This is a genomic window from Bradyrhizobium sp. NC92, assembly GCF_025200865.1.
GTDB lineage: Bacteria > Pseudomonadota > Alphaproteobacteria > Rhizobiales > Xanthobacteraceae > Bradyrhizobium.
The window spans coordinates 7,540,060-7,562,489 of the sequence record NZ_CP104171.1; the positions used below are offsets into that span (position 1 = coordinate 7,540,060).

The 22,430-nt window shown below is 65.5% G+C and carries 24 protein-coding genes; 13 read left to right on the plus strand and 11 right to left on the minus strand.

Features of this window, described 5'->3' with window-relative positions; translation table 11 throughout:
* Window positions 1–176: 176 nt before the first annotated feature.
* The 3 genes from N2602_RS34980 to N2602_RS34990 form a co-directional block, all read right to left on the minus strand.
* Window positions 177–2,225 (minus strand): elongation factor G, encoded by a 2,049-nt coding sequence (locus N2602_RS34980; protein WP_260380957.1) that lies wholly within the window; start codon window positions 2,223–2,225, stop codon window positions 177–179.
* Between the two features lie 154 nt (window positions 2,226–2,379).
* A complete protein-coding gene (locus N2602_RS34985; protein ID WP_172788721.1) occupies window positions 2,380–2,859 on the minus strand; it encodes a DUF992 domain-containing protein in 480 nt (159 codons plus the stop codon).
* Between the two features lie 316 nt (window positions 2,860–3,175).
* Entirely contained in the window at window positions 3,176–4,378 is a 1,203-nt protein-coding gene (locus N2602_RS34990; RefSeq protein WP_172788722.1) for a pyridoxal phosphate-dependent aminotransferase, read from the minus strand.
* A 577-nt stretch (window positions 4,379–4,955) separates the two neighbouring features.
* Between N2602_RS34990 and N2602_RS34995 the strand changes: the two genes are divergently transcribed.
* The 6 genes from N2602_RS34995 to N2602_RS35020 all read left to right on the plus strand — a co-directional run bounded on the left by N2602_RS34995 (window position 4,956) and on the right by N2602_RS35020 (window position 8,943).
* Window positions 4,956–5,606 carry a glutathione S-transferase family protein gene (locus N2602_RS34995; protein WP_172788723.1) on the plus strand — a complete coding sequence of 217 codons (651 nt, stop codon included), beginning with the start codon at window positions 4,956–4,958 and terminating at the stop codon, window positions 5,604–5,606.
* A 155-nt stretch (window positions 5,607–5,761) separates the two neighbouring features.
* Window positions 5,762–5,938, plus strand: coding sequence for a hypothetical protein (locus tag N2602_RS35000; RefSeq protein WP_162832045.1), 177 nt, complete (start codon window positions 5,762–5,764; stop codon window positions 5,936–5,938).
* Between the two features lie 85 nt (window positions 5,939–6,023).
* Window positions 6,024–6,170 (plus strand): hypothetical protein, encoded by a 147-nt coding sequence (locus N2602_RS35005; protein ID WP_260383840.1) that lies wholly within the window; start codon window positions 6,024–6,026, stop codon window positions 6,168–6,170.
* 228 nt (window positions 6,171–6,398) lie between these two features.
* Window positions 6,399–7,211: a PAS-domain containing protein gene (locus N2602_RS35010; protein ID WP_260380958.1), complete on the plus strand. Its 813-nt coding sequence runs from the start codon at window positions 6,399–6,401 to the stop codon at window positions 7,209–7,211.
* 86 nt (window positions 7,212–7,297) lie between these two features.
* The gene (locus N2602_RS35015; protein ID WP_260380959.1) at window positions 7,298–7,753 is read left to right on the plus strand and encodes a GNAT family N-acetyltransferase; all 456 of its coding nucleotides are present in this window, start codon (window positions 7,298–7,300) and stop codon (window positions 7,751–7,753) included.
* A gap of 248 nt (window positions 7,754–8,001) precedes the next feature.
* Complete coding sequence (locus N2602_RS35020) at window positions 8,002–8,943, plus strand: aldo/keto reductase (RefSeq protein ID WP_260380960.1); 942 nt, start codon at window positions 8,002–8,004, stop codon at window positions 8,941–8,943.
* A gap of 31 nt (window positions 8,944–8,974) precedes the next feature.
* Here N2602_RS35020 and N2602_RS35025 read toward each other — a convergent pair whose 3' ends face one another.
* The 4 genes from N2602_RS35025 to N2602_RS35040 form a co-directional block, all read right to left on the minus strand.
* On the minus strand, window positions 8,975–9,298 hold the full coding sequence (locus tag N2602_RS35025) for an antibiotic biosynthesis monooxygenase (protein WP_260380961.1): 324 nt from the start codon (window positions 9,296–9,298) through the stop codon (window positions 8,975–8,977).
* A gap of 257 nt (window positions 9,299–9,555) precedes the next feature.
* Complete coding sequence (locus N2602_RS35030) at window positions 9,556–9,915, minus strand: endonuclease domain-containing protein (protein WP_260380962.1); 360 nt, start codon at window positions 9,913–9,915, stop codon at window positions 9,556–9,558.
* A gap of 236 nt (window positions 9,916–10,151) precedes the next feature.
* A complete protein-coding gene (locus tag N2602_RS35035; protein ID WP_260380963.1) occupies window positions 10,152–11,369 on the minus strand; it encodes a DUF1501 domain-containing protein in 1,218 nt (405 codons plus the stop codon).
* Between the two features lie 2 nt (window positions 11,370–11,371).
* Window positions 11,372–12,928, minus strand: a complete 1,557-nt coding sequence (locus N2602_RS35040) for a DUF1800 domain-containing protein (RefSeq protein WP_260380964.1) — start codon at window positions 12,926–12,928, stop codon at window positions 11,372–11,374.
* A 116-nt stretch (window positions 12,929–13,044) separates the two neighbouring features.
* Between N2602_RS35040 and N2602_RS35045 the strand changes: the two genes are divergently transcribed.
* Window positions 13,045–13,248: a cysteine-rich CWC family protein gene (locus N2602_RS35045; RefSeq protein WP_260380965.1), complete on the plus strand. Its 204-nt coding sequence runs from the start codon at window positions 13,045–13,047 to the stop codon at window positions 13,246–13,248.
* A 106-nt stretch (window positions 13,249–13,354) separates the two neighbouring features.
* On the opposite strand, the gene N2602_RS35050 is transcribed toward N2602_RS35045, so the two are convergent.
* From N2602_RS35050 to N2602_RS35060, 3 genes are all read right to left on the minus strand, one after another.
* On the minus strand, window positions 13,355–14,050 hold the full coding sequence (locus N2602_RS35050; protein WP_260380966.1) for a glutathione S-transferase family protein: 696 nt from the start codon (window positions 14,048–14,050) through the stop codon (window positions 13,355–13,357).
* Between the two features lie 115 nt (window positions 14,051–14,165).
* Window positions 14,166–14,396: a hypothetical protein gene (locus N2602_RS35055; RefSeq protein WP_212259384.1), complete on the minus strand. Its 231-nt coding sequence runs from the start codon at window positions 14,394–14,396 to the stop codon at window positions 14,166–14,168.
* Entirely contained in the window at window positions 14,393–15,172 is a 780-nt protein-coding gene (locus tag N2602_RS35060) for a sulfite exporter TauE/SafE family protein (protein WP_172788733.1), read from the minus strand. Before N2602_RS35060 ends, N2602_RS35055 begins: the two co-directional genes overlap by 4 nt.
* Before the next feature lie 262 nt (window positions 15,173–15,434).
* Here N2602_RS35060 and N2602_RS35065 point away from each other — a divergent pair, with 262 nt between their 5' ends.
* The 4 genes from N2602_RS35065 to uvrB all read left to right on the plus strand — a co-directional run bounded on the left by N2602_RS35065 (window position 15,435) and on the right by uvrB (window position 20,003).
* Window positions 15,435–16,349, plus strand: coding sequence for a LysR substrate-binding domain-containing protein (locus N2602_RS35065; RefSeq protein WP_172788734.1), 915 nt, complete (start codon window positions 15,435–15,437; stop codon window positions 16,347–16,349).
* 100 nt (window positions 16,350–16,449) lie between these two features.
* On the plus strand, window positions 16,450–16,674 hold the full coding sequence (locus N2602_RS35070; protein WP_172788735.1) for a hypothetical protein: 225 nt from the start codon (window positions 16,450–16,452) through the stop codon (window positions 16,672–16,674).
* Window positions 16,675–16,722: 48 nt separating this feature from the next.
* Window positions 16,723–16,950: a hypothetical protein gene (locus N2602_RS35075; protein WP_172788736.1), complete on the plus strand. Its 228-nt coding sequence runs from the start codon at window positions 16,723–16,725 to the stop codon at window positions 16,948–16,950.
* A gap of 92 nt (window positions 16,951–17,042) precedes the next feature.
* Window positions 17,043–20,003 carry an excinuclease ABC subunit UvrB gene (gene uvrB, locus N2602_RS35080; RefSeq protein ID WP_311738778.1) on the plus strand — a complete coding sequence of 987 codons (2,961 nt, stop codon included), beginning with the start codon at window positions 17,043–17,045 and terminating at the stop codon, window positions 20,001–20,003.
* Between the two features lie 104 nt (window positions 20,004–20,107).
* Here the strand turns inward: uvrB and N2602_RS35085 are convergent, their stop codons facing one another.
* On the minus strand, window positions 20,108–20,494 hold the full coding sequence (locus N2602_RS35085; RefSeq protein ID WP_212259382.1) for a hypothetical protein: 387 nt from the start codon (window positions 20,492–20,494) through the stop codon (window positions 20,108–20,110).
* Window positions 20,495–21,143: 649 nt separating this feature from the next.
* On the opposite strand from N2602_RS35085, the gene N2602_RS35090 reads away from it, so the two are divergent.
* Together N2602_RS35090 and N2602_RS35095 are read left to right on the plus strand one after the other, a co-directional pair.
* Window positions 21,144–21,581: a nuclear transport factor 2 family protein gene (locus N2602_RS35090; protein ID WP_260380967.1), complete on the plus strand. Its 438-nt coding sequence runs from the start codon at window positions 21,144–21,146 to the stop codon at window positions 21,579–21,581.
* A gap of 200 nt (window positions 21,582–21,781) precedes the next feature.
* Window positions 21,782–22,222, plus strand: a complete 441-nt coding sequence (locus tag N2602_RS35095) for a nuclear transport factor 2 family protein (protein ID WP_212259380.1) — start codon at window positions 21,782–21,784, stop codon at window positions 22,220–22,222.
* The last annotated feature ends 208 nt before the right edge of the window (window positions 22,223–22,430 follow it).

Consider the following 22,430-nt stretch of genomic DNA (forward strand, 5'->3'; position numbering starts at 1 on the left):
CTCCGTCATTGCGAGCGAAGCGAAGCAATCCGGACTGCCTCCGCGGAAAGACTCTGGATTGCTTCGCTGCGCTCGCAATGACGCGTGGAGAGACAGCGCCGCACATCCCTCTCCCCGTTAGATCGGGGAGAGGGCGTGAGAGAGTTTCTCCGTCTCTCACTGCGCGCTAGACGGACTCACGCCGCGTGCTGATGGGCGGCGATGATCTGGTCGGCGGCGCGGCCGGTGACTTCGGCCATGTGGTCGAACTGGCGCGTGAAGCTGCCGGCGCCGGCGGTGGCCGAGCGCAGCTCCACGATCAGCTCGCCGATCTCCGCTTCCGGCATCATGGCGCGGACACAGTCCCAGCCGGTCCAGCCATCGCGGGTGTCGAAGCCGAGGATCTGGCCGCGCCGCGCCGACAGGATCGCGTTGATCTTGGCGGTGGCGTCGGTCGGGCAGACGATCTCGACCATGTGGATCGGCTCCAGCAGCACCGGCTGGCATTGCGGCAGGCCTTCGTTGAGCCCGACCCGCGCCGCCGTGCGGAAGGCGAGATCGGAGCTATCGACGCTGTGATAGGAGCCGTCGGTCAGCGTCACCTGCACGTCGGTGACGGGGAAGCCGAGCGGACCGCGCGTCAAGCCATCGACGACGCCCTCCTCAACCGCCGGGATGTAATTGCGCGGCACCGCGCCGCCCACCACCTTCTCGGCGAACTTGAAGCCGTCGCCGCGCGGCAGCGGCTTGATGTCGAGCACGACATCGCCGAACTGGCCGTGGCCGCCGGACTGCTTCTTGTGGCGGCCGCGCTGGGTGATCGGCTTGCGGATGGTCTCCTGATAGCCGATCGCGGGCGGATGCGAGGTGACCTTGACGCCGAAGCGGTCGCGCAAGCGCTCGCTGGCGACACGCAGGTGCATCTCGCCCTGGCCCCACAGCACGGTGTCGTGGGTCTGGGCGTTCTGCACGATCATGAGCGAGGGATCCTCCTCGTGCAGGCGCGTCAGCGCCTGGCCGAGCTTGACGTCGTCCTTGCGGTCGGTGGCCGCGACCGAGATCGCGAGCACCGGCGGCGTCGGCTCGATCGTGATCAATGCCGCGGGCGCCGTCTTGCCGTTCGAAACCGTATCACCGGTCTTGACCGGATCGAGCTTGGCGAGCGCCACGGTGTCGCCGGCTTCGGCCGAGGCGCGCTTGGTGTCGTAGGCGCCGTTGACGGCGAGGATGCCGGAGATGCGCCCTGCGCCGCCGGAGGAGGATTGCAGCGTGGCGCCGTCGTCGAGATGGCCGGCGAGCAGCCGCGTCAGCGACAGCTTTCCGCCGTGCTGCGAATGCAGCGTCTTGAAGACGTAGCCGAGCGCGTCCTTGGTCTCGGGAACGCCGAGACGTTTTGCGGTCTCCGCAACACCGGGCGCCTCGTGACGCAACGCCTTCATCAGGCGCAACACGCCGTTCTCGCGCGCGGCGGCGCCAAGCAGCACCGGGCAAATCAGCCCTTCGCGCAATTCGCGAGCGAGATCGTCGAAGACGGCGTCGCGCGGCGGCTGGATGTCCTCGAGCAGCTGCTCCATCAGCGCATCGTCGTGATCGGCGAGCTTCTCCAGCATCGAGAAGCGGGCTTCCTTCTCGCGATCGAGATCGCCGCCTTCGAGCGCGATCACCTCGGAGGCCTTGTGCTCGCGATAGATGAAGGCGCGCTCCAGCGCGAGATCGACGAAGCCCTCGATCAGCTCGCCCTTCCAGATCGGGATCTGGCGCAGCACCAGCGGCACGCGCGAGGCGGGCTGCAGCATCGCCAGCGTCTCGCGGATGCGCTGGCTGGCGCGGTCGATCTTGTTGAGGAAAAGGAAACGCGGGATCTTCAGCTGTTCCAGCTCGCGCAGGATGATCTGAAGCTGCGGCAGCTTCTTCTCGTCGGCCTCGCAGACCACGATTGCGGCGTCGACCGCAGGCAACGCGGCGCGCATGTCGTGGGCAAACTCGACGGAACCGGGACAATCGAGGAAGGTGTAGCTGTCGCCCATGAAACTCGTGGTGGCGGCAGTGAGGCCGACGGTCATCTTGTGATGACGGGCCTCCGGCGTGGCATCGCCGACGGACGTTCCGGCGTCCACGCTGCCGGCGCGCGGGATTGCGCCCGTTCGCGCCAATATTGCTTCCAGAAGTGTGGTTTTACCGCTTTGGAAAGGGCCCACCAGCGCGATGCACCGTGGACCTCGGGGACTTCTGACGTCTTGTCCCATTCGCCGCCTCCTTCTTGTGGAGCTCGGCCCATGATTGGGTCGGCAAACGCCGATGCTCTGCCCCTCCCCGAGATTTGGCAAGCAACAAACGTCGCTGCGGTGCGTCGTCCGTAAAATCGCGCCGCTTCGCGCGGCGCGATCACACGCAAAAGTGTTACCGGCCCGGACGGAGTTCCAGGCTCTCGAGGCCCGCAGCGATATTGAGGCCGACCTGGCCCTGCACGCTGAGCGGCTGGAGCGCGATCGAATTGTTGGAGCCGCCGACCAGCACGTTGCCGCCGAGGCCGACGCCGATCGAGGCGCTGCCCTGCGCGCCGGCGTAATTGCCGGCGAGGTCGCCGGGGCCGAGCCGGTCGACCGGTGCGAACACGCCCCAGGCCAAAGCCGTCTCCTGGGTGATGCCGATGTCGAGACCGACCTTGCGGATGGTCGCGACGTAGCGATCGTCAGGCAAGCCGTCGGCGCGCAGCACGCAGCCGAGATGGGTCACCGACCCCACGATGAAGCCGACGCTGGCGCCACCGCGGCATTCGAGCACGCCGACCCGCGCCATCCGCTGCTGCGCACCAGTGCTCACGACGGAAGCAATGAGGCCGGCAGCGGTGAGTCCGGCGAAGAGGAACGAACGGCGCATGAATATCTCCGGCGATGATGTGATGCGAGCAGGACGGCGCGGCGGGTGCCGCGCGATGGTCTATGCCACAAGAGCCGTGAGCGTGCCAGATCATGCACGGGGATGAACGTGCAAACAATATAAAGGCCCGCCGGCGGCGGGCCATTTCGCAGATTTCGTAGGGTGGGCAAAGCGAAGCGTGCCCACGCATCTTTGCGATCGAGAGAGATGGTGGGCACGGCGCGAGTGCGCCTTTGCCCACCCTACGATTCCAGACTCGCGGAGAGAAATCCCATCCCACAAGAGCGGGAAGAGGACATCGCATGCCGCGACAGTCTTACCGCAGATTGCCACAGAAGCGCTGGATGCGCTTGCAGGCGTCTTCGAGGTCCGAGGTCTTGGTCGCGTAAGAGATGCGGAACGCCGGTCCAAGGCCGAAGGCCGACCCTTGCACCACGGCGACGCCTTCGGTCTCCAGGAGCTCGGTGACGAACGTCTCGTCATTGTCGATCACCTTGCCCGACGGCGCGGTCTTGCCGATCGTGCCGGCGCAGGACGGGTAGACATAGAAGGCGCCCTCGGGGCGCGGACACTCGATGCCCTTGGCCTGATTGAGCATGGAGACGACGAGGTCACGGCGCTCCTTGAACACCTTGTTGTTGGCGGGGATAAAGTCCTGCGGCCCGTTCAGCGCTTCCACCGCAGCCCATTGCGCGATCGACGACGGGTTCGAGGTCGATTGCGACTGGATCGTCGACATCGCCTTGATGAGCTGCGCCGGGCCGCCGGCATAGCCGATACGCCAGCCGGTCATGCAATAGGCCTTGGAGACGCCGTTCACCGTGAGCGTGCGGTCATAGAGACCGGGCTCGACCTGCGCGACGGTGGTGAACTGGAAGTCGTCATAGACGAGATGCTCGTACATGTCGTCGGTCATCACCCAGACGTGGGGATGCTTCATCAGCACGTCAGTGAGCGCTTTCAGTTCCGAGCGCGTGTAGGCAGCTCCGGTCGGGTTCGACGGCGAGCACAGGATGACCCATTTGGTCTTCGGCGTGATCGCGCGCTCGAGCGCCTCGGCCTGGAGCTTGAAGCCGGTCGCGGCGGTGCAGACCACCGGCACCGGCTCACCGCCCGCGAGCGCAACCATCTCGGGATAGCTGACCCAATAGGGCGCGGGAATGATCACCTCGTCGCCCGGATTGATGGTCGCCATCAACGCGTTGTAGAGCACCTGCTTGCCGCCGGTGCCGACGATGATCTGGTTCGGCTTGTAGGCGACGCCGTTCTCGCGCTGAAACTTCGCGATGATGGCTTCCTTCAGCTCGGGGATGCCGTCGACCGCGGTGTACTTGGTCTTGCCGGCCTCGATGGCGCGGATCGCCGCCAGCTTGATGTTGGCGGGCGTGTCGAAGTCGGGCTCGCCGGCTCCGAGGCCGATGACGTTGCGGCCCGCCGCTTTCAGCGCACGTGCTTTATCCGTGACCGCGATGGTCGCGGACGGCTTCACACGGTCGAGCGCAGCGGCAAGGAAGGACATCATCATCTCCTGGCGAGCGTCGTGAAGCCCTTCGCCTCACGACTCTGATTGTGGGAATGAGCCACCCTAAAACGTGTGCCGCTGCGCCGCAAGAAACTTCGGCCCGATCCCGGAAAAGTTTACGATTTGGAGCGGTTCAAGCCGCGATTTCCCGCAATTTTGCGCAACTTTGCCGCCGGAATTGCTCATATCCGGCAAAGCGTGTCCTCGGAGCAATTCTGCGTGTTGCGAGTCAGGTTCTTCTCCGTCATGGCCGGGCTTGTCCCGGCCATCCACATCTGGCCGCGCAGCACGAAGAACGTGGATGCCCGGGACAAGCCCGGGCATGACGACGCGGGAGCGTGCGCGATCGTCCCCCGACTTAACGACTATCCGACGCGCCCCGCTCCGCGTTGACGCAAGCGTGAACTAAATTGCATCGTCGCGGAAATGATCTTCCCAGGCATCGCAATGCGGTAGGGTTTTCGAGTTTTTCTATCGGCCGGCTCTTGCGGCGGATTCGCATCGGCATCATTGTTTAACCGCCTCGCGGAGCAACGAGCGCCGCGTCTTCTCGTCCTCGGATTCGAACGCCAGAATGTACAAGCTCTATTCGATGCAACGCTCGGGCAACAGCTACAAGGTCCGCCTTGCGCTGGCGCTGCTCAACCTGCCTTACGAAGCTGTGGAGGTGGACATTCTGCGCGGCGAGAGCCGCACGCCGGATTTCCTGTCAAAGAACCCGTCGGGCCAGGTGCCGCTGCTCGAGGTCGGCGAGGACCGCTATCTCGCCGAATCCAATGCCATCCTCTGGTACGTTGCCGTCGGCACACCGCTCGCGCCGGAGAACCGCATCGACCGCGCCGAGGCGCTGCAATGGATGTTCTTCGAGCAGCACGCGCTCGAGCCGAATATCGGCGCGGCCTATTTCTGGCTGTCGCTGGTCAAGGGTGGTCGCGACCTGCAGACCCATTCGCTGGAGGACTGGATGGAGCGCGGCTACGGCGCGCTCCAGGTGATGGAGAACCACCTCAAGACCACCCCCTATTTCGCCGCGCGCCAGCTCACGGTCGCGGACATCGCGTTGTACGGCTACACCCACCTCGCCGAACGCTGCGACTTCGACCTCCAGGCCTTCCCGGCGATCCGGGACTGGCTGAAACGCGTCGAAGCCACGCCCGGCTTCGTGACGATGGACTGGCGCCCGGCCGACATCGACGACCCCGCCAGCATCGCCGCGAGCGCCTGACGGCGCGCCCCGCTGCGGCGAATAGCGGGCATAACGGCCGTCTTTGCCGCAATCCCGCCACTTTCGGCGCGGGCGCCGCCGCAATATTGCCGGTTGAAACTGGGAAATTCTGGAAAGTCGCGGGTGATTCGCTCGCGTGTTGAAGGATTTAGACCATGATGCGGGCGTCCGGCACGGCGGGCTTTCAGAGCCCATCCGCTACCGTCGCGTCTTCCCGGCTCACCCATGCGGTCGCGGCCTCGCTCGCCGTCGCCGCGCTCTCGCTGTGCCTGATCGTCACCCTCACGGTGCTGTCGACCAAGGCGACCATGGCGATGGGCCTGCCGGTCTGATTCCCGTTTCATCCTGGACCAGCCTTCAGGGCGCCGTGCGGCCCGCGCCGACCGGCATCGCGACAGGACGTCGATGAAATCACCTGTGGTAGTCGTTGCAATCACCCTGACTGCGGCCATCCTGGTCGCGGCCTCGCTGCTGATCATCGTCGGCACGCGCAAGGGCGCAGGCACGTCGACGCTGAATGCGCCGACGCTGCAGCAGCGCGTCAAGCACGCGCAGATGGTCTAAAGCGCGATGCGATTAGGATGTATCGTCATCGCGCTTTAGGTTGTTGTTTGAGCATGATCTTTTCGGAAAACCGCTTCACACTTTTCCGGATCATGCTCTAAATCTTCCGAAAGCCTTACGCTTGCGCACAAGCGAATCTTAAGCACGCCGCATGAAATCGCGGCGCGGTCACGCAACAATCAGCCAGTGTTGCGGCCTTACCTCGTTCGGGAGGAGCGAGACAGGTCCATGCGGTTCGGATGGCGTGCGATCTCCGGTCCGGCGCTGACGGCAGCGACCCTGCTGCCGGCGCTGCTGCTCGATCGCCTCGTCCCCGCGCCCTCGCCCGCCCCGCTGTTCGTCGGCATCGTGGCCCTCGCCGGCGCGCTCGCAGGACTCGCCTCCGCCGTGACGACCGCTTTTGTCGCGGTGATCGGCGCGGCACTGTTCTTCCTCCATCGCCACGGCGTTTCCGGCCATGGTGCCGCCGATCTGGTGCCGCTCGGCCTCCTGGCCGTCACGGCTTTCGGCACCGCCGGCATCACCGGGCTGATGCGCGAGCGGCTGCTCGGCAGCTTCGCCGCCGAGCGCCGCAGCCACGCCACTGCCGCGCGGCTGTCGGCCGCGCTCGACAAGGTCGATATCGGCATCGTGCTGCTCGATGCCGAGACCCGGGCCGAATTCATCAACCGCGCATTCCGCGATTATTTTGCGGTGCCGGACGAGATCGCCGACGCCAAGCCGCCCTTCATCGCGCTGATGTATCACGGCCGCGACACCGGCGCGTTCGAGCTGCCCGAGGACGAGCTCGGCACCTTCATCGCGCAGCGCATGGAGATGGTGCGGGTCGGCGATGCGCCGCCGATCAACATCAAGCTGCGCAACGGCGAGGTGCTGCGCTTCGTCTGCACCGCACTGCCCGACGGCGGGCGGATGCTGAGCTACACGCCCGTGACCGACCTCGTTCGCCACACCGATGCGCCGGCAAGTGCCGACTACTACCGCTCGCTGCGCGATCCGACCGGCCGCAAGCTGATCCGGTACTTGCGCGCTGCGGAATGAGGCGAGTGTGCGATTGATCGGCAATACGATCATCACGTATGAAGGACATCCCTTCGTCGCGCACCCCCGAGATCGCGGAAATTCACATGTCGCTCATCATTCGCGCCGTCACCAGGCAGGACTACGATCAATGGCTGCCGCTGTGGGACGGCTACAACGCCTTTTACGGCCGCTCCGGTCCGACCGCGCTCGCGCCCGAGATCACGCGGATGACGTGGCAGCGCTTCTTTGATGCCTATGAGCCGATGCATGGGCTGGTCGCCGAGGACAACGGCCGCCTGCTCGGCCTGACGCATTATCTGTTCCATCGCAGCACCACCGCGATCGAGCCGTCCTGCTATTTGCAGGACCTGTTCACGTCCGAGGCCGCGCGCGGCAAGGGCGTCGGCTCGGCGCTGATCCATGGCGTCTACGAGCGCGCGAAGCTGGCGGGATCGCCGCGTGTCTACTGGCAGACGCACGAGACCAATCTCACGGCGCAGCGCCTGTACGACAAGGTCGCCGAGCGCTCCGGCTTCATCGTCTATCGCAAGATCTTCTGAGCCCCGGGGGCCTGTGGATAACTCCGCCTGTCACCCGCGCGTAACATAGCAAGACTAGGCTGCCCCTGCGTCTGGTCAGGCCCCCGTCACCGATCATGCGCCCCAAGCGGTCCCCGTCAGTCGCCGCGTCTGACAGGGGCCGCATTTTTTTGTCCGCGCTGCCGGCATGGCAGCAGCGCGGCCGCCCGCTTGCTGCTGCGGCGCGTGGTGGTCAGAATATCCGCCGCTCATCTCCGACAGGATCTTTCATGGAAATTCGCAATCTCGGCGCCTCCGGCCTTCGCGTGTCCGCGGTCGGGCTCGGCTGCAACAATTTCGGCCAACGCACCGACCTCGAGACCTCGCGCAAGGTGATCCATCGCGCGCTCGACCTCGGCATCACGCTATTCGACACCGCCGACATCTATTCGAACATGGGCGGCTCGGAGACCGTGCTCGGCACCGTGCTCGGCGATCGCCGCAAGGACATCGTGCTGGCGACGAAATACGCCAAGCCAATGGCCGAGGACGGCACCAAGCAGGGCGCCTCGCGCCGCTACATCATGGAGGCCGTGGAGGCGAGCCTGAAAAGGCTGAAGACCGATTACATCGACCTCTATCAGCAGCACGATTACGACCCGCTGACGCCGATCGAGGAGAGCCTGCGCGCGCTCGACGATCTCGTGCGCCAAGGCAAGGTCCGCTACATCGGCAACTCGAACTTTCCGGCCTGGCGGATCGCGGAAGCCGAATACGTCGCGCGTGCGATGAATGTCAGCCGCTTCGTCTCCTGTCAGGACGAATATTCCCTGCTGGTGCGCGACATCGAGAAGGACCTGCTGCCGGCCGCGACGGAATACGAGCTCGGCCTGTTGCCGTTCTTCCCGCTCGCGAGCGGCCTGTTGACCGGCAAATACCGGAAGGGCGAGGCCGCGCCTGCGGACACCCGTTTCGGCAAGGTGCCGCGGCTGCGCGATCGCTACGTCACACCGCGCAATGAGGACATCGTCGAGAAGCTCGCCGCCTTCGCCAAGGCACGCGGCCATTCGATGCTGGAGCTCGCCTTCTCCTGGCTCGCTGCGCGCCCGCAGGTCTCGAGCGTGATCGCGGGCGCGACCCGCGTCGAGCAGATCGAGGAGAACGTCAAGGCGATCGCCTGGAAGCTCAGCGCGGAGGAGACGGCGGAGATCGACAGGATCACGCTGGGTTGATTTTGCGACGACCGACCTTTGCGGCGCGGCGCTATTTCGCGCCGCGCCCCACCGTCTGCATCACCTCGAAACCCTCGAGCTGGGGATGACCGAGATAAAGCGGCTTGTTGTCGCCCGCCCTATGATGCGCGGCGCGAAACGCCTCCGACTTGGTCCAGGCCTCGAACGCCGCATAATTCGCCCATACGGTGTGCGAGGCGTACAGCGTGTGGTCCTCGGCTTCCGGCCCGCGCAGCAGGTGAAATTCGACGAAGCCCGGCACCTTGTCGAGATGGGTGTCGCGCGTGAGCCAGACCTGCTCGAAGGCAGACTCGGAGCCCTTGGCGACGCGGAAGCGGTTCATGGCGATGTACATGGGGTGGTGTCTCCTCTAGGCGCGATCGTCAGGGATGCGATGCTCTCTCGCTCCCTCTCCCCGTTCTTACGGGGAGAGGGTGGGGTGAGGGGCTGCCTCCGCGAGTTCGGTTTCGATTGTAGGCGATGTGCGCGATGCACGCACGGTGAATGTGGGAGTCGGATGGACTGCCCTCTCGGAAACAGTGTGCCAGGCCCCTCACCCGGATCACATCTGCGATGTGATCCGACCTCTCCCCGCAGAAGGGCGGGGAGAGGTTAGGTCCCGTCTCCCGCTGCCGCGAGCTCGGTCTGAATCACGGTGAGAACACCTTCGATATTCCCAAGGACATCGTTGTTCCAGAAGCGAAGCACCTTGTAGCCCTTCTTGATCAAGCGCTCGTCTCGAATTGCATCCGCTGCGGACTCATTGTGCTGCCCGCCATCGACCTCTATGACGATCCGCTTCTCGCGACATACGAAATCGCAGATGTAGCCGATGATCGGCTCTTGCCTGACGAATTTGTGCCCATCGATCCTCCGATTGCGAATGCGATTCCAGAGAACCGTCTCGACATCTGTCTGATCGGCGCGCAAGCGTCGAGCGAGTCGGATGGATTTTTCGTTGTGGCCACGCATTGCACTGCCTCCGCCCGTGATGGACGCACCGCCCTCTCACTCCCTCGCCCCGTTCTTACGGGGAGAGGGTGGGGTGAGGGGCTGTCTCCGCGAGTTCGGTGTGGATTGTAGATACGGTGCGCGCAATCGCAACCGTCTTGCGAGTCGGAAGGATTTTGTTCGTGGCAGTAGAGTGCTCTGCCCCTCACCCGGATCGCTGCGCGATCCGACCTCTCCCCGCAAAGAGCGGGGAGAGGTTAAGCTAACAGTCCCTTCATCGGCCGCGCGCTTGCGCTGTCGGGAAACACCGTTTCCGCCAGCACGCGATCGGACAGGCCGAACTGGTCCTGCAGCACGCCTTTGATCACCGAGCGCAGATCCGTCGTCGGCTTGAGGTCGCGGCCCTCATACAGGCTTGCGAGCTTGAGGCCCGGCCAGTCCGAGATGACGCGTGCGCCTTTCACCGCGCCGCCGGCGAGCAAGGCGATCGTGCCGGTGCCGTGATCGGTGCCCTCGGTGCCGTTGATGCGCGCGGTGCGGCCGAACTCGGTGGCGACGACCACGACAGTGTCGCGCCAGCGATTCCCGAGGCCGCTCTCGAACTCGGCGAGCGCGCCGTCGAGACCGCCGAGCAGGAAGGCGAGACGCCCCACGGGACCGCCTTCATTGGCATGCGTGTCCCAGCCGTCGAAAGCGAGCGCGGCAATGCGCGGGCCGTCATCGGCCGCCATCAGCTTGGCCGCGCCGCGCGCGACCTGCCGCATCTGCGCGACGGCGTTGCCGCGTGTCGCCTTCATGTCGTCGCCGCTCGCCGCCTTGTCGAGCTGGAGGCCTTGCGACAACGCGGAGGCCAAGGCGGGATCGCGGTGACGGTAGAGCTCGACGAGGCGCATCGCGGTGTCGTCGTCGGCCTGCGGCAGCGCGACCGGCGCCCAGCCCACGGTGGGTGCGTTGCCGCGCAGCACCAGCGGCGTCGTCGGCCCGACCGCCAGCCCGCTCGACACCCGCTCGCCGCGTGGCAGCGCTTCCAGCGCGCGATTGAGCCAGCCGGACTGCACGCGGCCCGGGCCGGCATAGCCACTTTCGAGCACGTCCTGGCCGTCAAAATGCGAGCGGTCGCGATAGGGCGTCGCGACCGCATGAACCACCGCCGCGTGCTTGTCGCGATACATGCGGGCGAATTCCGGCATCGCCGGATGCAGTGCGAAGAACGAGTCCAGCATGATCGCGGGATGCGCACCATCGGCCGCAAGCGCAATCGATCCGTGCAGGCCGGCATAATCGGGGTCGCCGATCGGCGCGACGGTCGAGAGCCCGTCCAGCGCGCCGCGCAAGATCACCACGACCAACCGCGGATCGCGCCCGTCGGCCGCGCGGGCGAATTTCGGCAGGTAGGCCCAGGCTGCAAACGAGGCGCCGCCGAGCAGCAGACCACGGCGGGACGTGAGGAGCCGGTTCTCGACGCAGTCGGTCATCATCATCTCCTCTGCATTTCCGGCGACATCAACAGCAGCGCCAGCGCCTGCTGCCGCGACTCCGCGCGCTCGATGGTCCGCCGCGTCTCGGCCGAGGCGGCATCGGCGGCGGCAAACTCCAGGAGATCGAGCGGATCGATGTTGTTGCCGAGCCGCGCACCGATCTGCGCCGCGATGTCGAGCCTGAGCTTGATGCCTTCAGGCGCGGCCCAGGCGGCATTGGTATCAGGAAAGCCGTTGGGGCCCGGCGGCGACCACAGCGGCTGGCCGAGCAGATTGAGGTTGTTCAGATAGGCGCCGGGATCCTCGGGCACGCGTGCCAGCAGCCGGCCGCTCGCAACCAGGAAATCGTATGGCGAGCGCATCTTGGTGAGCGGCGCCTTCCAGGCTTCATCGGAATCGACCAGCGCCGTCGCCAGCGCCTTGAGATCACCGTCGGTCTTGACGAAGACGTCGCGCAGGCGCGCAACGAGCGCCGGCGGCGGATCGTCCGCGACGAAGTGACGGACGAACTTGGCGGCGATGAAGCGCGCGGTCGAGGGATGCCGCGCGAGATCGGCGAGCGCGGCTTCGCCCTGTGCGAGGCCGGCCTGATCGTAGGTCTTGCCGAGCAGGACTTGCGGCCCGGGCTGATGCGCATTGACGTTGAAGACGAAGGAGCCGGGAACCCCGAGCTGCCCTTGCCTGCCGGCAAAGGTCCAGCCGGTGATGATGCGCGCGAGCGAGGTGACGTCGCCTTGCGTGTAGCCGGCGCCGACGCCGAGCGTATGCAGCTCCATGATCTCGCGCGCGAGATTTTCGTTCAGCCCACGCTTGCGGTTTTGGCCAGCGCGCGAGTCAGGGCCGAGCGATTGCTGGTTGTCGAGGAAGAACAGCATGGCCGGATGCTGCTCGACCGCCCTCAGCATGTCGGCGAAGCGCCCGAGCACGTGCGGCCTGATCGCCTCGCGCTCGAACGCGCCGGCCCAGATCCGCGCCAGCTCGCCCTTGCTGGCGGAGATGCAGAAATGATTGGACCAGAACGCGACGAGGCGCTCGGTGAAGCCGCACTCGACGAGCATTGCGCGCTGCAACCGCGCCAGCGCCTCGGCGCGAAAGGTTTTCTGGATCACGTTGAGCGGCTGGGGCGCGGGCTTGGCGGCGGGCTGCGGCGCGGGTGCGCTCGGCTGCATGGTCTCAGGCTTCGGTGCGCCGTCGGCGGGCTTCGCATCGGCCATTTGGCCGGTGATCTCCGCCGCGGCATTCAGCGAGAGATTGCGGCGCAAGGGCGGCTTCTGATCGGCAGGCGCTTGGGCCGGCGTCTCGACGGGCGCGGCGGCCTTCGCCGCCTCACGCGCCTGCTTGACCTCGTCCTGATAGGCAAACACGGCCTGACCGAGTTGCGGCGTCGACTGCAGACCCGGCGCTTCCAGCAGCACGCCATTGGGACGCGAAAGCTCCGTCTTCACGAAGCCGCGCGGGTCGGAGCTTGCATTGATGAGATCGCCCGATGCACCGCCGCGGGCGCCGAAGCCGAAGCGGTTGAGCGCGACGAGGGCGGCTTGCGAATCGCGGGCCATCGATGATTGTCCTTCGCGCGTTGGGAGGTGCTTTCCTGCGACGCGGGCGGCGCGTAATATACCGCAGCGACAGATGAACCCGACATGAAAATGACGGCGAAGCTTCGACGTAAATCATGACAAATCCGAAAGAAATGCCGTCAGCGCCGGCACTTGCGCGGCGTCTCACCTGCTCCCGCTGCGGCAGCGAATTCGGCTGCGATCTCTCCGGCAATTGCTGGTGCGCGGAGGAGACGGCACGGCTGCCGATGCCGATCGAGGGCGAGGACTGCCTGTGCCGGGAGTGTTTAAGGAAAGCGGCGGCGGAGGCAGTCTCGTAGTATCGTAGGGTGGGCAAAGCGAAGCGTGCCCACGCATTCTTGGCGATCAAGAGAGATGGTGGGCACGGCGCTTTGCGCCATTGCCCACCCTACGAAACTACGTGCGTTACACCGCAAATCCCGGCGACTTGCGGGCCATGCCGTCGAACGCATCCAGCAGCTTTTCGCGCCAGGCATAGACCGGATCATCCGCGTCGAGCAGCTTGAACGGGCTGACCACGCGCGCCCATTGGAATCCGCCGAACACGATGTAGTCGGCGTAGTTCGGCGCCTGCCCGCCGATGAAGGGCTGCGTCTTGAAGGTCTGACGCATGATCTCCAGCGATTTGCGGAACGCGACGATGCCGGTGTCGCGGCTCGCCTGGACCTCTTCCAGGCCCTTGCCGAACCGCGCCTCGCGCGACTTGCGGAAATAGGCGGTATCGACCTCATTCAGATTCTTTGGGATGTCGGCGATGATGAGCGGAGAGAGACCGCCGACGATCGCGATGTCGCCCCACGCATTGATCATGCGCGCCATGGCGCGGCCGCCCTCGCCGCCGAACAGCGACGGGCGATCCGGAAAATTGTCCTCGAGATAGTTCGCGATGGTCCAGGAATCGACCACCGGCTTGTCGTGATGCAGCAGCACCGGGACCCTCTCCGAGCCGTGCGGCGCGATGGCGCTCTTCTCGGTGAAGCGCCAGGGCAGCGTCTCCGCCGCAAGGCCCTTGTGCGCCAGCGCCATCCGCGTGCGCCAGCAATACGGGCTGAAGGGGCGCGTGGGATCGGTGCCGACGAGTTCGTAGAGCTTGAGTGACATTGGCTGGTGCTCCGTCATTGCGAGCGCAGCGAAGCAATCCAGACTGCCGCCGCAGAAACATTCTGGATTGCTTCGCTGGCGCTCGCAATGACGTTTGTGGAGGCAGAAGTGGGTCTCACCGCCCGTTGGCGCGCAACAGCCTCTCGCCGCCTTCCGTCACCGCGATCACCAGCCCGAGACCTGCAATCGTCTCGCGCGCGACGTAGCCGCGCTCGGCGGCGTCTTCCCAGATGGTGAGGCGCGGGCACGAGGTCTTCCAGGTCGCGAGCACCTCGGCGTAGGCGCGCGGCTCGCGCGCCACCCATTCGACGAAGTCCAGCACCAGCGGATCGGCCGTCTCGCTCATTGCAAACCTCCCTTGTCGAAGGCGGCCAGCACCGGCGCACGCAGCAACAGCCAGCCGCCATAGGCGATGTAGTAGCAGGCGATGGTGGTGATCAGCTTGTTGGACCAGGCGATGAACTGCTGGTCAGTCATGGCTTCGAGGATGCGCCGCGCCAGCGTGGTGCCGAGCATCGAGGCTGCGATCGCGACGGCGGCGAGCACGGGATCGAGGCTCGCGGCCTGGTCGATGATGCCGCCGAAATAAATCAGCTTGGTGAAATGGCTGATGAGCTGGCACATCGCTTTCGTCGCCACCTTCTCGCGCCGGCCGAAATCGCCGCCGAGGAAGAAGGTGTCGAGCAGCGGGCCGGAGACGCCGGTCATCAGCATCAGGCCCATGCAGATCGTGCCATAGACCGTGCCCTGCCAGAGCCTGTCAGGATCCGGCTTGATGTTCGCGGGCAGGAGCCGCGCCATGAACGGCGTGGCGCCGAGCAGCAGCAGCGCCGTCGGCTTGTCCGGCACGTAGCGGGTCAGCGACCAGGCGGCGAGCGCCACGGTCGCGCCGACCATGTAGTTCGCAACCGGCCGCCAGCGGATATGCGCCCGCCACAGGAACGCCCGCCAGCCGTTCGAGGCCATCTGCGTGATCGCATGCAGCACCATCGCGGTCGGCAGCGGCATCAAGGCCAGCAGCACGCCGATCAGGATCAGCCCGCCTGCCATGCCGAACAGCCCCGACAGGAACGCGGTGGCCACCATCAGCAATCCGAGGGCAGCGATCATGATGGGCGTCACGAGGGTCTCCGGGGTAGCGAGCAAGGGACGCAAGGCTGTCTGCTCCCTCTCCCCGTTCTTACGGGGAGAGGGTGGGGTGAGGGGCTATATCCGCGATCACCGTAACAGTCGGATTCGCGGAGAGTCCCCCTCACCCGCCGCGCTTCGCGCGTCGGCCTATCCCCGCAAGCGGGGAGAGGCGAAGAGGAACGTGCCTCGCTTGCCCCTCTCGCGCAAACTGAGTTATCTTGCCCTGGCATCAGCTTTCCTGAGGGTGGGTCATTTGCGGCGGCTGCTGTTTCTCAACGGCATCAAGGCGTTCGAGGCGGCGGCGCGGACCGGCAGCTTTGCCGCGGCAGGGCTGGAGCTGAGCGTATCGGCGGCCGCCGTCAGCCGCATGGTGCACCTGCTCGAAGAGCGGCTCGGCGTCGCATTGTTCGAGCGCAAGGCCAATCGCCTGGTGCTGACGCAGGCGGGCCGCGCCTATCAAGGCGGGCTGACCCCGATCTTCGATGCGCTGGCGAGCCTCACGGCACAGGTGACGGCGCCTGCCAGCGTGCGCGTGCTCACCATCGGCGTCGGCCACACCTTCGCGATGCGCTGGCTGATCCCGCGCCTGTCGGAGTTTCGCAGCGAAGAGCCCGACATCGAGGTGCGCTTCACCACCGGCGGCGCCGCGGTGCCGTTCGGCGAGGACTGGAGCTGCGGCATCAAGCTCGGCACCGGCGACTGGCCCGGCCTCGTCGCCGAGCCGCTGTTCGCCGGCGATCTCACCCCCGTCTGCGTGCCGCGCCTGGCTGGCGGATTAAAGCGCCCGGCCGACCTGAAGGGACCGAGCCTGATCCGCGTCGCGCACTCACCCGAGGACTGGCCGATCTGGCTGAAGGCGGCGGGCACGGCGAGGATCAACGCGCGCGGGCCCGAGTTCCAGTTCTACGGCCAGGCGCTGCAGGCCGCGGCGGACGGGCTCGGCATCGCCATGGGCATCCGCCCCTATATCGACGACGATCTCGCGGCCGGCCGGCTGGTGGCGCCGTTCGACCTCTCGGTGCCCAAGGGCATGCGCTGGTACCTGCTCTATCGCAGCTTCCAGACCGAGCAGCGCGACTTTGCCGCGTTCCGCCGCTGGATCATGCGGGCGGCATCGGAACCCGCTGCCCGCCCGCGCAAGATCGGCCGCGCTGCAGCGCGGAACTGAAGGCGGGCAAAAAAGCCGCCTGCTTGTGAACGGCTTCACATCCCAAAATCCGCAAATGTGGTCCCCTGACCCTCCGAAAAGAAACGTGGGACCTACACTCATGACGACCCTCTACGACGGCTTTGACATCGAATCCTTCGAAGCTGGCAAGGGGCTGTGGCACGCGCGGATCCGCCGTGCCGATCTCAGCCCGGTGGCCATCGACGGCGTGCTGTTTCCGGCCATGGAAGTCGGCTTCGCCTGGCCCGATCGCGATGCCGCGATTGCCGATGCCAAGCACCACATCGATCGTTTCCGCCTGCGGGCCGACAGCGACGACGAATAGGCGGTCCGCAGGCGGACCAGGGCGGCGAAAAAAGGGGGCAAACCGGTCATGTCCATCATCGAAACCGATGCAGCTCGGCCGCGGATCTACGCCCGCTCAGTGCTGTCCAATTGCCCGGAATGCGACGGCGATCTCACAGTGCTCCGCGTGATCGGCGGCCGCGCCGGATGCGAGTACTGGACCATGCGCTGCACCGATTGCGGCGGCATTCATCTCGACATCCTCGAGCCGAATGTCGCCGCCGGGAACGACGACGGGCCGCTGCCGGCGGCGTGAACGGAAGGCTGCTGCCAACCTGCTGTCAGCAGCCTGCATGGCCACGGGCATTCACCCTTTATTGCGGGGCGGACTCGTCCCATATTCGCCTCATGGCGAAGAAACCTGCTCCCCCCAAATCCCCCAAAACCAAGGCTCCGAACTCGAAGGCGCATCGCCCCGATGTGCAGCCGATCGGGCCGGCGCTCGCCGAATTGCTCAATCCCGCGATCAATCGCGGCGATGCGGGCTTGGGATCAGGCACAGGCCTGCAGCCGCCGCCGGACAATTCGCGCGACCGCCGCGCCGGGGGCGAAGCCGCCGCGCATCGCGCGCGGGCTTCGACGCCGAAGGAATTTCCGCAAGATGCGGCGCGGCCGATGCCACTGCGGCCCAATCCGCAGCCGCCGGGCGCTCGTCAGTCCAGTGAGCTTGCTGGGCTGGAGGAGGCGCCGCAAGCCAATTACGGAACCGCGGCCACCATTCCGACGCTCGATCCGGAACTGGCGCGACAGCTCGGCCTGCCCACGGAGGAGGACGATGCCGAGGCGCTGGCGCGTCCGCCGCGTTCCAAGATGGAGGCACTGGGCGTCAAGGCCACCGCGGATGCGCTGGAATCGCTGATCCGCGAGGGCCGGCCGGAGTTCCGCAAGAACGACGGCTCCATGAAGGTGTGGACGCCACACCGGCCGCCGCGCCCGGAAAAGTCCGAAGGCGGCGTGCGCTTCGAGATCAAGTCGTCCTACGAGCCCAAGGGCGACCAGCCGACGGCGATCGCCGAGCTGGTCGAGGGCATCGACCGCAACGACCGTTCGCAGGTGCTGCTCGGGGTCACCGGTTCGGGCAAGACCTACACCATGGCCAAGGTGATCGAGGCGACGCAGCGCCCGGCTCTGATCCTGGCGCCGAACAAGACGCTGGCCGCGCAGCTCTATGGCGAGTTCAAGAACTTTTTTCCCGACAACGCGGTCGAGTATTTCGTCAGCTATTACGACTACTACCAGCCGGAAGCGTATGTGCCCCGCACGGACACGTACATCGAAAAGGATTCGTCGATCAACGAGCAGATCGACCGCATGCGCCACTCGGCGACGCGCGCGCTGCTCGAGCGCGACGACGTCATCATCGTCGCCTCGGTGTCCTGCATCTATGGTATCGGCTCGGTCGAGACCTACACCGCGATGACCTTCGCGCTGAAGAAGGGCGAGCGCATCGACCAGCGCCAGCTGATCGCCGACCTCGTCGCGCTGCAGTACAAGCGCACCCAGGCCGATTTCACCCGCGGCACGTTTCGCGTCCGCGGCGACGTCATCGACATCTTCCCGGCGCACTATGAAGACCGCGCCTGGCGCGTGAATTTGTTCGGCGACACCATCGAGACTATCGAGGAGTTCGATCCGCTCACCGGCCACAAGCAGGACGAGCTCGAATTCATCAAGATGTACGCCAACTCGCACTACGTGACGCCGCGCCCGACGCTGGTGCAGGCGATCAAGTCGATCAAGTTCGAATTGAAGCAGCGGCTCGACCAGCTCAACAACCAGGGGCGTCTCCTGGAAGCGCAGCGGCTGGAGCAGCGCACCACCTTCGACCTCGAGATGATGGAGGCGACGGGCAGCTGCGCCGGCATCGAGAACTATTCGCGCTACCTCACCGGGCGCCGCCCGGGCGAGCCGCCGCCGACGCTGTTCGAATACGTGCCCGACAACGCGCTGATCTTCGCTGACGAAAGCCACGTCACCATCCCGCAGATCGGCGCCATGTTCCGCGGCGACTTCCGCCGCAAGGCGACGCTGGCGGAATACGGCTTCCGCCTGCCCTCCTGCATGGACAACCGCCCGCTCCGCTTCGAGGAATGGGACATGATGCGGCCGCAGACCGTCGCGGTGTCCGCGACCCCGGGCAGCTGGGAGCTGAACGAGAGCGGCGGCGTGTTCGTCGAGCAGGTCATTCGCCCGACCGGGCTGATCGATCCTCCCGTTGATATTCGCCCTGCCCGTACGCAAGTGGACGATCTCGTCGGCGAGGTCCGCGCCACCGCGCAAGCGGGCTATCGCTCGCTGATCACCGTACTCACAAAACGCATGGCCGAGGACCTCACCGAATATCTGCATGAGCAGGGCATCCGCGTCCGCTACATGCACTCCGACATCGACACCATCGAGCGTATCGAGATCATCCGCGACCTGCGGCTCGGCGCGTTTGATGCGCTGGTCGGCATCAACCTCTTGCGCGAAGGCCTCGACATTCCCGAATGCGCGCTGGTCGCGATCCTCGACGCCGACAAGGAAGGCTTTTTGCGCAGCGAGACCTCGTTGATCCAGACCATCGGCCGCGCCGCGCGCAACGTCGACGGCAAGGTGATCCTCTATGCCGACCAGATGACCGGCTCGATGGAGCGCGCCATCGCCGAAACCAACCGCCGCCGCGAGAAGCAGGTCGAGTACAACAACGCCAACGGCATCACGCCGGAGAGCGTGAAGAAGCAGATCGGCGACATCCTCAACTCGGTCTACGAGCGGGACCACGTGCTGGTCGAGGTCGGCGGCCACGACATGACCGACGACGTCATCTCGATCGGCCACAATTTCGAGGCCGTGCTCGCCGATCTCGAAACAAGGATGCGCGAGGCCGCCGCCGATCTGAACTTCGAGGAAGCCGCCCGCCTGCGCGACGAGGTCAAGCGCCTGCGCGCCACCGAACTCGCGGTCGTCGACGACCCCACCGCGAAACAGCGCGTGGTCGCGGGCAAGGCCGGCGCTTATGCCGGCACCAGGAAATATGGTGACGCCGCCAACCTCCCCGTCAGCGCCATGAAGAACAAGAGCGCCGCGACCGCGCTCAAGGCCGGCGGCGGCAAGGGCTCCCGCGTGCACAAGCCGCATCTCGACGAGATGCACGGCCCGGAATCGCTGCCCTATCGCGAGAGCCGCGCGCTGCCGTCAAAGCCGTTCGGCAGCACGAGCCGGATCATCCAGCCGACGAACTCGCGGCAGTCGGGGCCGGAGTTCGGGCCCGCGCCGAAGTCGACGGGCGGGGCACCGGGACGACGTGGGGGGTGGAAGAAGAGGTAGGCAACGCAGGTTTATCGGCGACGTTCGTGGTTATGGATTCTCAGATGCGCAATCGCGCATCATAGCTCGCCGCACTGCGGAATGACACGCGGAGAGATTCCCCCTCACCCCACGCTCGCCGTCACCACGGCCATCACCGACAGCAGCAGCATGATCGTCACCAGTTGCAACGAGGCGACGGGCTGGGTGCGCCATGCCGTGATCTTGTCGGAGAGCGACAGATGGGCCTCGAAGAATTTCGGCTCGTAGACGGTCTTGAAGAGGTGCGGGAAGCTCGGACCCAAGGTCACGGCCAGCATCGCGTGGGCGAGCGAGGCGAAGGCGACGAAGATGGCGACGCCGGGGTCGCCGACGAGGTCGTGGTTGCCCACGAGCTTGAGCAGGAAGGCCGCGGTGGCGAAGGTCGGGAAGCTCTGCAGGGTCGCGGTCAGCGCGAGGCCTTCGAGCGCGTTATGCAGGCGGGACTTTCTGACGGTGGCGATGGCGGCCATGGCACGTCTCCCTGATGACATGCCGATGACCGTAGTCGCGGCGCCGGCGGGATGATGTGAGATGGGTCACGCGGGGAGCGGTACGGGCTCCGGCTCTTCCCGGCATGCGGGGACAGGCCGGAAGCCAAAAGTCCGGGTTGAGCCCGCAGCTGCTCTCAACGTCGTCATTGCGAGCGCAGCGAAGCAATCCAGAGTCTATCCGTGGACGGGATGATTGCTTCGCTGCGCTCGCAATGACGTGTTGAAGGAGCGCTGCTCCCGATCATCATCGGACTCGCGGAGCCTGCCCAACCCTTCCAGCGCGAGCGAAGCTCGTCGCGGCCAGCATCCGCCTTCGCCAAGGCTTCGGCGGATCAGAGCGGGGCGAGGGAGTAGCCCGCGGGCGTGGCGGAAACCTCGCGGTTCCGTACGTGTGCGTCGTGATGACGTTGCGCACGGCTCCATGCGCGTTGCGCGCCAGGCAACCGAACTCGGCGCGAATTCGTGCAGCCCATCCCACAACTCAACTCACAGTTGCACACCATGAACCGGGCATTGCCCTCATGCGTCAAAACGTCTGCAACATCCCTGTGATTTCGCGGATTGCCGGTGCGCGACACCGCGCGTTAGCGTTGCGCGACGTCACGGGGCCAAACGAGGACGGGCAGGAATGACGGTGGAGCAGCTGAATCGCCAACGCGTCGTGCATCTGCTCGATGCCTTCGCGCGCGGCGATATCGAGACGGCGCTGGCCTGTTGCACCGACGACGTCTATTTCCTCACCCACGCGCCGATCGACGTGCTGCCGCACATGGTGCCTCGCCATGGCAAGCAGGAGCTGCGCGACCTCTGGCAGACGGTCTGGTCGCGCTATTCGGAGATTCGCTACAAGATGCCGCACATCGTCGCTGAGGGCGAGGCGGTCGCGACCTACATGCACGCATTTTTCAAGAAGCGCAGCAACGACCGCGTCGTGCAGTTCGACATCGCGGTGTTCTACACGTTCCGCGGCGCCCTAGTGGCGGAGATCCGCGAGATCATCGATTCCTACGACCTGGTGCAGCAGGTGCTGGAACGGGAGATCGGGCCGCTGATCACGGGGCGGTGAGCGTCGAGACCCGGACAATTACGGGATCCTATTGTAAATCTCACAAAGAGCGATCAAGTGTGCATTGCAAAAACGTGAATTGCGTTTTGGCCGAAATCTGCTATTTCATTCGTATACAAATGAGTTGAGCCCCGGCGCCTGACTGCGCGTGGGGTTGTTTTCCGTTTTCTTCCGTAAAGCCAGCTTCAGGACTGCCCCAAATGACAGAGCACAGCCTCTGGCGTTTCTCGCGCGCGTTGCACCGCGCGATCAACGACCGGCATTTTAGGGATATCGAGGCCCTGATCGACGAGGACGTCGAATGGGCGCTCTACGGCCCGATCGACATGTTTCCGTTCCTCGGCGCGCGCCAGGGCAAGAATGCCGTGCTCGACGTCATCCGCCAGCTCGCCGACAATTTCCACGTCCGCCGCTTCGACCGCGAGAGCATCATGCTGGGCGTCGATTCCGCCGCCTCGATGCTGCGCTATTCGCTGACGGCCCTGGATTCCAACAAGCCGATCAGCTTGCGCGTGGCGCAGTTCGCCCAGTTCAAGGCCGGCAAGCTGATCAGCATGCGGGTGCTGATCGACACCTTCGATCTGGTCGAGCAGGCACTCGGCCGCGCCATTCATCTGCCGAAGATGACCAGCGTCGGCTAACGCATGATCCGGACCCGAAGGGCCGCGTTAGCGCAAAGTGTGAAGCGGTTTTCCGAAAAGATTATGCGCAAACAACAACCTGAAGCACGATGATGATCATCGCGCTTTAGGGGGGACGCCAACGGGCCCCGCTGTTCGGGACCGATGACAGGCGATCGCGACGTCCTGGCCTCCAGCCCCGCCGGATGCCGTCGTATCACGAACCCGT